The 12,786-nt window shown below is 71.9% G+C and carries 9 protein-coding genes; 7 read left to right on the top strand and 2 right to left on the bottom strand.

Going from position 1 to position 12,786, the window contains the following annotated elements; genetic code table 11:
* Window positions 1–123 precede the first annotated feature (123 nt).
* The 4 genes from ACF1A1_RS27600 to ACF1A1_RS27585 all read left to right on the top strand — a co-directional run bounded on the left by ACF1A1_RS27600 (window position 124) and on the right by ACF1A1_RS27585 (window position 6,072).
* Entirely contained in the window at window positions 124–915 is a 792-nt protein-coding gene (locus tag ACF1A1_RS27600) for an ATP-binding cassette domain-containing protein (RefSeq protein WP_392003630.1), read from the top strand.
* Entirely contained in the window at window positions 912–2,276 is a 1,365-nt protein-coding gene (locus ACF1A1_RS27595; protein ID WP_392003628.1) for a sugar ABC transporter permease, read from the top strand. The genes ACF1A1_RS27600 and ACF1A1_RS27595 overlap by 4 nt, the downstream gene beginning before the upstream one ends.
* A 205-nt stretch (window positions 2,277–2,481) precedes the next feature.
* Window positions 2,482–4,410, top strand: coding sequence for a 1-deoxy-D-xylulose-5-phosphate synthase (gene dxs / locus ACF1A1_RS27590; RefSeq protein ID WP_392003626.1), 1,929 nt, complete (start codon window positions 2,482–2,484; stop codon window positions 4,408–4,410).
* 138 nt (window positions 4,411–4,548) lie between these two features.
* Entirely contained in the window at window positions 4,549–6,072 is a 1,524-nt protein-coding gene (locus ACF1A1_RS27585; RefSeq protein WP_392003624.1) for an amino acid permease, read from the top strand.
* A 229-nt stretch (window positions 6,073–6,301) separates the two neighbouring features.
* On the opposite strand, the gene ACF1A1_RS27580 is transcribed toward ACF1A1_RS27585, so the two are convergent.
* A complete protein-coding gene (locus ACF1A1_RS27580; RefSeq protein ID WP_392003622.1) occupies window positions 6,302–6,688 on the bottom strand; it encodes an NTP pyrophosphohydrolase in 387 nt (128 codons plus the stop codon).
* An 80-nt stretch (window positions 6,689–6,768) separates the two neighbouring features.
* Here ACF1A1_RS27580 and ACF1A1_RS27575 point away from each other — a divergent pair, with 80 nt between their 5' ends.
* A complete protein-coding gene (locus tag ACF1A1_RS27575; protein ID WP_392003620.1) occupies window positions 6,769–7,785 on the top strand; it encodes a hypothetical protein in 1,017 nt (338 codons plus the stop codon).
* Between the two features lie 24 nt (window positions 7,786–7,809).
* On the opposite strand, the gene ACF1A1_RS27570 is transcribed toward ACF1A1_RS27575, so the two are convergent.
* Entirely contained in the window at window positions 7,810–9,528 is a 1,719-nt protein-coding gene (locus ACF1A1_RS27570) for an FG-GAP-like repeat-containing protein (protein ID WP_392003618.1), read from the bottom strand.
* Between the two features lie 332 nt (window positions 9,529–9,860).
* Between ACF1A1_RS27570 and ACF1A1_RS27565 the strand changes: the two genes are divergently transcribed.
* A complete protein-coding gene (locus ACF1A1_RS27565; RefSeq protein WP_392003616.1) occupies window positions 9,861–11,084 on the top strand; it encodes a phospholipase D-like domain-containing protein in 1,224 nt (407 codons plus the stop codon).
* Complete coding sequence (locus tag ACF1A1_RS27560) at window positions 11,081–12,778, top strand: FG-GAP-like repeat-containing protein (protein WP_392003615.1); 1,698 nt, start codon at window positions 11,081–11,083, stop codon at window positions 12,776–12,778. The genes ACF1A1_RS27565 and ACF1A1_RS27560 overlap by 4 nt, the downstream gene beginning before the upstream one ends.
* The last annotated feature ends 8 nt before the right edge of the window (window positions 12,779–12,786 follow it).

Raw genomic sequence — 12,786 nt, 5'->3', positions numbered from 1 at the left:
GACGGACTCGCGCATGTTCATCTTGTAAACCTCGTGCGTCCACGCCGCGACCGCGCGCATGACGCACATCCCTCCGCGCCTGTCCCACAGCGCGGCATCCCCGCCGGTCAGGCGGCGAAGGAGATGGTTCACGTGTCCGCTACGCCCGTGCTGGCGTTGCGCGGAGTCTCCAAGCGATTCGGTGCGGTGCAGGCACTCACCGACGTCGAGCTGGAGGTCCACGCCGGAGAAGTGGTCGCCCTGGTGGGCGACAACGGCGCAGGTAAGTCGACCCTGGTCAAGACGATCGCGGGTGTCCACCCCATCGATGAGGGCGTCATCGAGTGGGAGGGCAGGCCGGTCAGCATCACCAAGCCGCACGACGCCCAGGGACTCGGCGTCGCGACGGTCTACCAGGACCTCGCCCTCTGCGACAACCTCGACGTGGTCGGCAACCTCTACCTCGGGCGCGAGCTGCTGCACCGCGGCGTCATCGACGAGGTGACGATGGAGAAGAACGCCCGCGAGCTGCTGTCCACGCTCTCCATCCGCATCCCCAGCGTGCGCATCCCGATCGCGAGTCTCTCCGGCGGTCAGCGCCAGGTCGTCGCGATCGCCCGCGCGCTGATCGGCGACCCGAAGGTCGTCATCCTCGACGAGCCCACCGCCGCCCTCGGTGTCGAGCAGACCGCGCAGGTCCTCGACCTGGTCGAGCGGCTGCGCGAGCGCAACCTCGGCGTCATCCTCATCAGCCACAACATGGCCGACGTCAAGGCGGTCGCGGACACGGTCGCCGTGCTGCGCCTGGGCAAGAACAACGGCTCCTTCCCCGTGAAGGACACCAGCCACGAAGAGATCATCGCCGCGATCACGGGTGCCACGGACAACGCCGTCACCCGTCGTGCGGGGCGTCGCACCGCGGAGGCGGCCAAGTGAGCGACACGTCCAAGACCGTGAAGAGCGACAAGACCGAGGCCGCCAAGGCCACGAAGGCCACGAAGGCCGAAGGCGTCGTGGAGGAGCAGGCGACCGTCGCCCCCGCCGACGACCCGACGGCGGCCCCGGTCGCCGTCGTCGACCCGCGCCTGCTGGTCCGCGAAGAGGGCCTCAAGGGCTACGTCACCGAGTTCAAGCGCAAGGTGAAGGGCGGCGAGCTGGGCTCGCTGCCGGTCGTCATCGGCCTGATCATCATCTGGATCATCTTCCAGGCGAAGAACGACCGCTTCCTGAGTGCCGACAACCTGTCCGACATCAGCTACTTCATGTCGGCCACCGGCATGCTCGCCATCGGCCTGGTGTTCGTGCTGCTGCTCGGTGAGATCGACCTCTCCGTCGGCTCCGTCAGCGGCCTGGCCTCCACCCTGTTCGCCGTGTTCGTGGTCGAGAACGGCATGAACGGCTGGCTGGCCCTGGTCCTGGCCATCGTCACGGGTGTCGGCATCGGCGCGCTGCACGGCTGGTTCTTCGCGCGGATCGGCGTACCGGCGTTCGTGGTGACCCTGGCCGGCTTCCTCGGCTGGAACGGTCTGATGCTGTGGCTGCTCGGCTCGACCGGCACGATCAACATCCCCTCCGACGAGGGCCCGGTGTACGTCCTCGGCCAGAGCTCCTTCTTCATGGACCAGGCCATCATCGGCGCCTACCTGCTGGCCGGCCTCGGTGTCGTGCTCTCGCTCGTCGGCAACTTCGGCGAGCAGCGCCGCCGCAGGGCCGCCGGCGTGCCCTTCCGGCCCACCGGCGAGATCCTCGTCCGTGTCGGTCTGCTGGCCGTCGCGTCCTTCGTCGCGGCCGCCGTGCTGAACAACGCGCAGGGCGTGTCCAACGCGCTGGTGATCTTCCTGGCGGCGCTGGTGATCGTGGACTTCGTGCTGCGTCGTACGACGTACGGCCGCAAGGTGTTCGCGGTCGGCGGCGGCATCGAGGCGGCGCGCCGTGCCGGTATCAACGTGCCGATGATCCGGATCACGGTGTTCGCGATCTCCGGTGGTTTCGCGGCGATCGGCGGTATGTTCTTCGCCGGTCAGACGGCGTCCGCGACGCTGAACGCCGGTGGCGGCAACACCCTGATGCTGGCCATCGCCGCGGCGGTCATCGGCGGTACGAGCCTCTTCGGCGGGCGTGGCTCCGTGTGGTCCGCGCTGCTGGGCATGCTCGTCATCCAGTCGATCACGACCGGTCTGAACCTGCTGAACATGAACACCTCGATCCAGTACATGATCACCGGTGGTGTCCTGCTCGGCGCGGTCGTCATCGACTCCGTCTCCCGCAAGAGCCAGAAGGCCGCGGGCCGGGGATAACACCCACGGCCCCGCGTCCCTCGGGTGTCCTGCTGTGCCCGGCACTGTCCCGTGCCGGGCACAGCCGTGTCATGAGGAAGGCGCATCCTGGGTACGGCCGATGCGTGACCTATGACGCACGGGCCGGGCGCTGGGGCCCGGGGCGGAACATTAGACTCGACGAGCCCGGCAACAGCTCGATCAGCTCTACTGCAAGGAGGCACGGGTGCCGCTGCTGACCCGCATCAGGGGACCGCGCGATCTGGACCGGCTCAGCCCGGAGGAGCTGGCCCAGCTGGCAGAGGAGATCCGGACCTTCCTCGTCGACGCCGTCTCCAAGACCGGCGGCCACCTCGGGCCCAACCTCGGCGTGGTCGAGCTCACCATCGCCCTCCACCGGGTCTTCGAGTCGCCCAGGGACAAGGTGCTGTGGGACACCGGCCACCAGTCCTACGTGCACAAGCTGCTCACGGGCCGGCAGGACTTCTCCAGGCTGAAGATGAAGGGCGGTCTGTCCGGCTACCCCTCGCAGGCCGAGTCCGAGCACGACGTCATCGAGAACAGCCACGCCTCCACGGTGCTCGGCTGGGCCGACGGCATCGCGAAGGCCAACCAGCTCCTGAAACGCGACAGCCACGTCGTCGCCGTGATCGGTGACGGTGCGCTGACCGGTGGCATGGCCTGGGAGGCGCTGAACAACATCGCCGAGGCCAAGGACCGCCCGCTGGTCATCGTCGTCAACGACAACGAGCGCTCCTACGCGCCGACGATCGGCGGTCTCGCCAACCACCTGGCGACGCTGCGGACGACCGACGGCTACGAGCGCTTCCTCACCCGCACCAAGGAGATCCTCGACCGCACGCCGGTCGTGGGCAAGCCGCTGTACGAGACGCTGCACGGCGCCAAGAAGGGCCTGAAGGACTTCATCGCCCCGCAGGGCATGTTCGAGGACCTCGGGCTCAAGTACGTCGGGCCGATCGACGGGCACGACATCGAGGCCCTGGAGTCGGCGCTGGCGCGGGCCAAGCGGTTCGGCGGGCCGGTCATCGTGCACTGCCTCACCGAGAAGGGCCGCGGCTACCAGCCCGCCCTCCAGGACGAGGCCGACCGCTTCCACGCCGTCGGCAAGATCCATCCCGACACCGGCCTGCCCATCGCCACGAGCGGCGCCGACTGGACGTCCGTGTTCGGCGACGAGATGGTCAAGCTCGGCGAGGAGCGCGAGGACGTCGTCGCCATCACCGCCGCCATGCTCCAGCCGGTGGGCCTGGACAAGTTCGCCAAGGCCTTCCCCGAGCGGGTCTACGACGTCGGCATCGCCGAGCAGCACGGCGCCGTCTCCGCGGCGGGCCTCGCGCACGCGGGCGTGCACCCGGTCTTCGCCGTCTACGCCACCTTCCTCAACCGCGCCTTCGACCAGGTCCTGATGGACGTGGCCCTGCACAAGTGCGGGGTGACGTTCGTGCTGGACCGGGCCGGTGTCACCGGCACCGACGGTGCCTCCCACAACGGCATGTGGGACATGTCGATCCTCCAGGTCGTGCCCGGACTCCGGCTGGCCGCGCCGCGCGACGCCGACCAGGTGCGCGCCCAGCTGCGCGAGGCCGTCGCGGTCGACGACGCGCCGACCGTCGTCCGCTTCTCCAAGGGCGCGGTCGGCCCCGCCGTACCCGCCGTGGGACGGGTCGGCGGCATGGACGTGCTGCGCGAACCCGGCACGGACCGGCCCGACGTGCTGCTCGTCTCCGTGGGCGCGCTGGCGCCCATGTGCCTGGAGATCGCCACCCTCCTCGACCAGCAGGGCATCTCCACCACCGTCGTCGACCCGCGCTGGGTCAAGCCCGTCGACGAGGCCATGGCCCCGCTCGCCGAGCGGCACCGCGTGGTCGTCACCGTCGAGGACAACTCCCGCGTCGGCGGTGTCGGCTCCGCGATCGCACAGGCCCTGCGCGACGCGGGCGTCGACGTGCCGCTGCGCGACTTCGGCATCCCGCCGCGCTTCCTCGACCACGCGTCCCGCGCCGAGGTGATGGCCGAGATCGGTCTCACCGCGCCCGACATCGCCCGCCAGGTCACCGGCCTGGTCTCCAAGCTCGACGGCAGGTACGGCAGCACGGCCGCCGAGGTCGACTCGGTGGAGCCCGCCCGCGACTGACCTCCACGAATGGGCCGACCGCACCACTGCGAAGGGTGGTGCGGTCGGCCCATTTGCGTGAATGCGCCCGCGCCGGGGCATACGCACTACGCCCCCTCTCGATCATGTCGAGGACGACGCAGCGTGGGAGGTAAACCCGTGAGCAGCACCCTCTTCCGGACGAAGAAGGTCGAGCAGTCCATCCTCGATACCGAGGAGCCAGAGCACGCACTCAAGAAATCCTTGTCCGCGCTGGATCTGACCGTCTTCGGCGTCGGTGTCATCATCGGCACCGGCATCTTCGTCCTCACCGGCACGGTGGCCAAGAACAACGCCGGCCCCGCCGTCGCCCTGGCCTTCGTCGCGGCCGGCGTCGCCTGCGCGCTCGCCGCCCTCTGCTACGCCGAGTTCGCCTCGACCGTCCCGGTGGCGGGCTCCGCGTACACCTTCTCGTACGCCTCCCTCGGGGAGTTCCCCGCCTGGATCATCGGCTGGGACCTCGTCCTGGAGTTCGCGCTGGGCACGGCGGTGGTGGCCGTCGGCTGGTCCGGCTACATCGCCTCGCTGCTGGACAACGTGGGGGTGCATCTGCCGGAGGCGCTCAGTGGGCGGGAGGCGGCCGACGGCTTCGGCTTCGACGTCCTCGCCGCCGCCCTCGTCCTGGTGCTCACCGGCATCCTCGTCCTCGGCATGAAGCTCTCGGCGCGGATCACCTCACTCGTGGTCGCCATCAAGGTGACCGTCGTACTCGTCGTGATCATCGCGGGCGCCTTCTTCATCAAGGGTGACAACTACGACCCGTTCATCCCGAAGGCGCAGGAGGTGGCGGCGGGCCAGAATCTCGACGCGCCCCTGATCCAGCTGATGTTCGGCTGGGCGCCCTCCAACTTCGGCGTCATGGGCATCTTCACCGCCGCCTCGGTCGTCTTCTTCGCCTTCATCGGCTTCGACGTGGTGGCCACGGCCGCCGAGGAGACCAGGAACCCCCAGCGGGACATGCCTCGCGGCATCCTCGGCTCCCTCCTCATCTGCACCACGCTCTACGTCCTGGTGTCGATCGTCGTGACCGGCATGCAGCACTACAGCCGGCTGTCCGTGGACGCCCCGCTCGCCGACGCCTTCAAGGCCACCGGGCACCCCTGGTACGCGGGCTTCATCAGCTTCGGCGCCGCCGTCGGCCTGACCACGGTCTGCATGATCCTGCTCCTCGGCCAGACCCGCGTCTTCTTCGCGATGAGCCGCGACGGATTGCTGCCCCGCTTCTTCTCCCAGGTCCACCCGCGGTTCAAGACCCCGCACCGTCCGACCATCCTGCTCGGCGTGATCATCGCGATCCTGGCCGGCTTCACCAGCCTGAGCGAACTCGCCGAACTGGTGAACATCGGCACGCTCTTCGCCTTCGTGGTCGTCGCGATCGGTGTGATCATCCTCCGCCGCAACCGCCCCGACCTGCACCGGGCCTTCCGGACCCCCTGGGTGCCGTTCATCCCGATCCTGTCGGTGGCCGCCTCGCTGTGGCTGATGCTCAACCTGCCCGCCGAGACCTGGGTCCGGTTCGCCATCTGGATGGCGATCGGCTTCGTCGTCTACTTCCTCTACGGCCGCTCCCACAGCCGTCTGGGGCGGGGCGAGGAGACCACGGTCGACGAGGTGGCCCACCCGGACCCCGGCGGCAACCGCTGACGACCTCCCGTTCGGCCTCCGGCCCCGCACGTCCCGCCCCGGCGGGACCGCGGGGCCGGACCGCGTGCGGCGCGGGACGCCCCGCCCTCAGCGCCGTACCGGCAACTACGTACCCGCCCTCGGCCCGGTGTCCGCCTCCGGCTCGGGGCCCGTCTTCGGCTCGGGGCCCGTCTTCGGCTCGGGGCCCGTCTTCGGCTCGGGGCCCGTCTTCGGTCCTGTACGCGCACCGTCAGCCCGAGCCGCCCTCACCCCGTGCCGCCCGCGGGCCCACGACCTCCGCGCCCAGGTCCGTCACCCGGCGGCGCAGTTCGCGGTCGGCCGTCACGACCAGACGGCGGCGGTCGGCGGTGCGGGCGACCAGGCCGACGATGTGGTCGTCGCCGCTGCCGGGCGCCGACTCCACCCGTACGCCGGGCACCGGCTCCACCCCGCGTGCGGCGCCCTCGACGACGAGGACGATCTCCTGCGCGCCGGAGTGCCCCGGGAGCCCGTCCGCCGCCAGCCGGTCGCGCAGCCGTTCCGCGGCGCCCCGCCGGTCCCGCCACCAGCCGTCGGGCACCGACCCCACGACGTTCGCCGCGTCCACGATCACCAACAAGGGGGAGGTGTGGTCCATGGGGCCCAGGGTCGCACGGGCCGCGGGCCGGGCGTCCCCCGAGCGCGGGGCCGGGACGGCGGCCGACATACAGTGAGCGGGTGAACGGCGAATGGCTCATACGAGGCCGCGATGGGCGGCTCAGTGTCTACCTGACGTCGGACGACACCGTCCTGTGCCGGGCGGAGCGCACCCGGGGCGGCCCCTGGGACCCGCCCCGCACGGTGGGTGGTGACCAGACGGTGCAGCCGGGTGGTGCCGTGGGACAGGGCCCCGACGGCTACGCCCATCTGGCCTCCTGGCGGCCGGCCGCGGCGGGGGAGGCGGTCCTGGTGCACTCGACCCACTACCGGCCCCTGCTCGCCGCCCTGGACTGGGCACCGATCGGCCACCCCAACAAGAAGGGCGACCGCACGGGCACGCCCGCCGTGGCCGTGGACGCGCAGGGGCGGGCCCACGTCTTCGTGCGCAACGTCGGCACCGGGATCAGCATGGTCGCCCAGAAGGAGAAGGGCGGCTGGGATCCGTGGCGCGACCTGAAGGGGCAGGGCGTGCAGGGGCCCCCGGTCGCGGTGACGGGGGAGTCCGGCCGCGTCGAGGCGTACGCCGCCGTCCCCGACGCGGTCCTGTACTGGCGTCAGGCGGAGCCGGGCACCATCCCGGTGCGGGAGGAGCCCCTGGAGGCGGTGGTCCGCCCCGGCACCCTGCGGGCCCTGGCCACCTCTCCCGAGCACACCACCCTCTTCTTCACCGACGACTCCGGCGACCTGTGCGCCTGGCGCGCCGGCACCAAGCCCGTCCCGCTGCTGCCCGCCGCCGGCCCCGGCCCGGTGGCCGCCGTGCGCTGCGAACTCGACGGCCACGACTGCACGTTGCTCGCCCAGCGCTCCGCGAGCGGCCGGGTCGCCTTCGCCGCCTACCCCACCGAGGAGGAGGCGGCCGGCGCCTGGTGGACCGAGTCGGGCCCCGAACTGCCGGACGACGCCGTGGTGGCACTGGCGAAGGACCACGAGGACCGGGTGGTCGCGGTGATCCTTTCCCCGTCGGCCGGCCGCCTCATGGTCACCCGCCGCAAGGACGAGCCGGGGCTGGCGCTGAGGGCGTGGCAGGAGGTGTGAGGCGGCGGCGCGGCCGCGGGGTGCTCACGCCATCCGCAGGATCCACTGCCAGCCGCCCGACCCCACGGTGACCGGCGCCCCGATCCCCGTGTCCGTGCCGGGGTGGAACAGCAGCGCGCTCGCGGTGCCCGCGTTCGTCGTCGCCCACAGGTCGGCCCGGCCGTCCCGGTCGACGTCGCCCGCGGTCAGCAGCGGCCGGTCGGCGGCCGGCCAGGTGCCGCCCGCCACCGCCCGGCGCGTGCCGAGCGTTCCCGTCCCGGTGTTCGGGTGCAGCCACAGGGTGCCGGTGGCCCGGTCGCGGGCCCACAGGTCGGGGGAGCCGTCGCCGTCGGTGTCGCCGGGCGCGAGGACGTCGAGGCCGCTCCAGTCGCCGGCGCCCAGCCGCACGGGCGCGGCGGTCGACAGGGCGGGCGCGGTGGCGGCCGGGTCGCCGGGGTACAGCCACAGGCCGCCCGCGTCGCGGACGACGAGGTCGGGCGTCCCGTCGCGGTTCAGGTCACCCGCGCTGAGCACGGCGGTGGCCCCGGTCCAGCCGGTGGGCCGTCCGCCCATGGCGACACGGGTGCCGAGCGCGCCGCTGCCGGTGTTCGGGTAGACCCACAGCCGGTCGGCGAGGCGGACGACGAGGTCCTCCCGTCCGTCGCCGGTCCAGTCGCCCCGGTGGGTGACCAGGGCGTTCGTCCAGCCGCCGGTGCCGATCTGCCGGTGGGGGACGGCGACCGGGCCGTCGCCGAGCCCGGAGTACAGCCGCAGGTCGCCCTCGTTCTGGACGGCCACCAGGTCGGGCCGGCCGTCGTTCGTGAGATCGCCCGGCACACCGGAGCCGGGGCGCGGCTCGGGGTACGCGGCGCCGCGCAGCAGCCGGTGGTCGGACAGGCCGGGGTCGACGACGTCGCCGCGGACGCCGTAGAAGTCGCCGGCGGTGACGAAGACGTGGTCGAACTTCTTGGGCGTGCCGGCGACGTCCACGGTCGGCTCGCCGGAACGGCACTCGCCGCTGCCCGCGGTCAGGCAGGCGTCGGTGAACCAGTCCCTGTCGTTCTCGTCGACCTCGGCGAACCGTCCGGTGCCGGGCAGCCCGGTACGGACCGGGTCCAGGGCGGGGTAGTCCGGGGCGGCGTTGAAGTCGCCGCCCAGGACGACCGGCAGCCCGAGGGCCCAGCGGTCGATGTGGGCGAGGGCCTCGGCGGAGCCGTTGTCGGGCTGGATGTACTGGGCGAGGTGGGTGGTGCACGCCAGGGTGGGCCGGCCGTCGACGGGACCCTTCGCGCACAGTACGGAACGGGGTTCCTGACCCTCCGGGACGGTCAGGTTGGCGACGTACCGCTCGACCGAGTCGGTCCTGACCAGCACGCCGAGTCCGAAGCGGGTGCTGCCGTCGGCCGCCCACTTCGCGCAGCCGCTCGCCGTGGCCGGGCTGGTCCACACCGCGCTGTATCCGGGCAACGCGTCCCGCAGCGCGGTCCACTGACCCAGGCACAGCTCCTGAAGCAGCACGGTGTCGGCGTCCCAGGCCCGGATCTGCTCGACCATCCGCTGGGTCCAGGTCGCGGTGTCGAGGTCGCTCCGGCAGACGTGGTAGGCGCCGCACACGTTGTACGTGAGCGAGCGGACGGGGGGAGCGGTGGCCGGATCCAGTTCGTCGGCGTGCGCGGTGGCGGGAAGCAGCAGGGCCGCGCAGAGGGCGAGTCCGGTGCCGATCCCCCTCAACAGGCGGGTGAACGCCCGCTTTTGTCCCCCCATGGCGGCCTCTCCCGGAGTCTTCGTAAGGGATGGGTAAAAGTAAAACGAACGCATAATATGCGCCCGTGGTCGGGATGATCACAGGGCGAGCGCGGCGCGCGGCCCTCTGAACCAGGGGAAGAGGGGGCGGTGAGCGCGTGACGTCTCGGCGCGACGGACGCCCCCGACCTGGACGGCGGCGGCTCGACCACCCCCCGTCCCGGAGAACACGGTGGTCGGCCACCCCTCCGACGCGACGAAGCGAACGGCCGGTGGCCGACTCCGGGTACCGAGAGCGGGCGGCTGTCCGCTGCCCTGCCCAGCCCCGGCAACGCCCCGAGAAGGAGCCCTACTTGAGAGCACGTACCTGGCTCGCCGCGGCCCTGGCGGTCGCGGTGACCGCCCTGCCCGCCACGGCGAGCGCCGAGGACGCGCCGGCGGTCACGACCGGCCCCGTCTTCAACGACCCGACCGGTGACACCACCGCCCAGAACGCGATCCTCACGAAGATCGGCAGGCTGGTGCAGGGCGCCCCCGCCGGCTCCGGGATCAAACTGTCGCTCTACCTCCTCCACTCCCAGTGGCTGGCCGGCGAGCTGGTCAAGGCCGCCGGCCGGGGCGTCTCGGTCCAGGTGATCGTCGACTCCGACAGCACCAGCACGGCGTACACCACGCTGGTGAACGCGCTCGGCACCGACACCACGGCCGCCTCCTGGGTCCTCACCTGCCCGGCCGGCAGGGCCTGTCTGTCGCAGAGCGCGAACACCGTCAACCACAACAAGTTCTTCCTGTTCAGCGAGACCACCGGGACCGCGACCGGCACCGGCACCCCGGTGCGGGACGTCGTCGTGCAGGCCTCCGCCAACCTGACGGAGTGGGACACCAAGAAGTCCTGGAACGACGCGATGGTCGTCACGGGCAACAGCGCCCTCCACACGGCCTACGCCGACTACTTCGAGGCCCTGCGGGCCACGGGCAGCGGGGAGATCCCACCGGTCACCGACCACCCCGTCGCCACCCAGGCGGGCGTCGCCAAGCTCTACCTCTTCCCCCGCGCCACCACGGACCCGGTCGTCAACATCCTCAACACCGTGGACGACCCGGTCGGCACCCACGCCGCGTGCCACGGCAACTCCACCGGATACGGCACCACCGACGGCCGCACCGTGATCCGCGTCGCCATGCACCACATCACCCGGCCCGCGGTCGCCCAGAAGCTCTGGGAGCTGGACAACGCGGGCTGTTACGTCGACGTCGTGTACAGCCTCCTCGACGAGATGTACTCGGGCCAGGTCGTCGACACGCTCACGACCCCCACCGCCTACGGCGGCATCGCCCTGCACCGGCTGAACGCGGACGTCGACGGCACGTCCAGCCACACCAAGTACCTGCTGGTGGAGGGGACGTACAACGGCGTCGCCGACCAGAAGATCGTGTGGACCGGCAGCCACACGTACACCAGGAGCGCCCTGGTGGGCAACGACGAGGCCCTGCTGAAGTACCACGACTCCACCGTGTACGACGCCTACCGCCTCAACTTCTGGCACCAGCGCGCCGCGGCGGACGTGATCCAGTGAGGGCCCTGCGCGCCGCGGCCGCACTCGCCGCCTGCCTCGCGGCCCTCTGCGTGACGCCCACCGCCCGCGCCGCGGAACCCGCCGTCTCCGTACCGGAGCTGACGGTCGTCTCCTGGAACATCTGCGGCGAGGCCGGCGGCCTGCGCGGACAGGTCGGCCACTGCCCCTACCGCAACGACCCCGCGACGAAGATCGAGCAGGTCGCGCAGGTGGCCGCGGAGCGGGACGCCGACGTGGTGATGCTCCAGGAGGTCTGCGGCGGCACCGAGCCCGGCAGCCACATGGACCTGCTGCGACAGCGCCTGGGCGCCGGCTGGTCGATCCGGCACGCCGTCGGTGCCCGCCCCGACGGCCGCACCGACTGCCGGGCCGGACTCACCGGCGAACTGGGCATCCTGATCGCGGTGAAGGGCACGATCACCGCGTCCGTCGCCGAGAACACCCTGGACCCGGCCGGCACCGACCTGAGCACCCTGCCCGTCCTGTGCGTCACCGTGGCCGGCTGGGCCACCACCCCCTGCACCACCCACCTCATCCCCAACGACGAGACCCGAGCCGCCCAACAGGCGCGGAACGTCCGGAAGTTCCTGGACCAGCACGCCCCCGGCGACACCATCCTCGGCGGCGACCTCAACCGCGACGCGGCGGCCCCGGCCCTCACGCCACTGATGTCGACGACGGAGCGCTGCCTCGACGCGTACACGTACCACGGCTGGGACAGCGCCACCCAGCAGCACACGTACCACAAGCTGGACCACCTCCTCGTCACCCGGCCCTCCTACGGAACCCGGTTCACCGGCTGCGCGGTGGACACCGCCCGCATGGACCGGACGCCGAACGAGCCGGGCGTCGAACCCGACGGCTACTCCGACCACGCCCCGGTCGTCGGCACCTTCCGCGGGGCCCCGGTCCCCGGCGACCTGACCGGTGACGGCAGGCCCGACCTGGTCGCCGTGGACAGCGCGGGCAAGCTCCGCCTGTACACCGGCCTCGGCACCGGCGCCGTCAGCGGCGGCCACACCGTCATCGGCACCGGCGGCTGGCTGACCGCCTCGGTCACCCACCGCGGCGACTTCACCGGCGACGGCCGCGAGGACATCGTCGCCCGGGTCGGCACGGAGCTGCGGGTCTACCCCAACAAGGGCGACGGAAGCCTGGGTTCACCGACCGTGATCGGCACCGGTCTGCCGGCCGACGCCCGGGTCGTCGCCGTCGGTGACGCCAGCGGCGACGGTCATCCCGACCTGGCCGTCACCCACGACGACCGGCTGTGGCTGTACGCCGCCGACCCCACCGCCCGCCCGCGCGTGACGGCACCGGTCCTGACCGGGCTGCGCGGCTGGGACGCCATGACCCTCACCGCACCGGGTGACGCCGACGGCGACGGCCGCCCCGACCTGCTCGCCCGCGACACCGCGACGGGCCAGCTCTGGCTCTACCGCGGCCAGTCCGACGGCGGCCTCGACGCCCGCACCGAGTACGGCCACGGCTACGGCACCACCAACCGACCGCTGCTCGCCGGTGCCGCCGACGCGGACGGCAACGGCGTCGCCGACCTGTGGGCCACCACCGACTCGGGCACGGGAACGCTGGTGTTCTACGCGGGCGGGACCAACGCGTCGGGCCACCCCGTGGACGGCCCCCGCACCACCGTCGGACTCAGCGGCTGGAACTCCATTGTGCTCATCTCGTGAGGGATGAT

It is taken from the genome of Streptomyces sp. NPDC014995, from assembly GCF_043080745.1.
Classification (GTDB): Bacteria; Actinomycetota; Actinomycetes; order Streptomycetales; family Streptomycetaceae; genus Streptomyces.
Note: the sequence above shows the minus strand (reverse complement) of the source record. Positions and strands in the feature narration are given on the sequence as shown.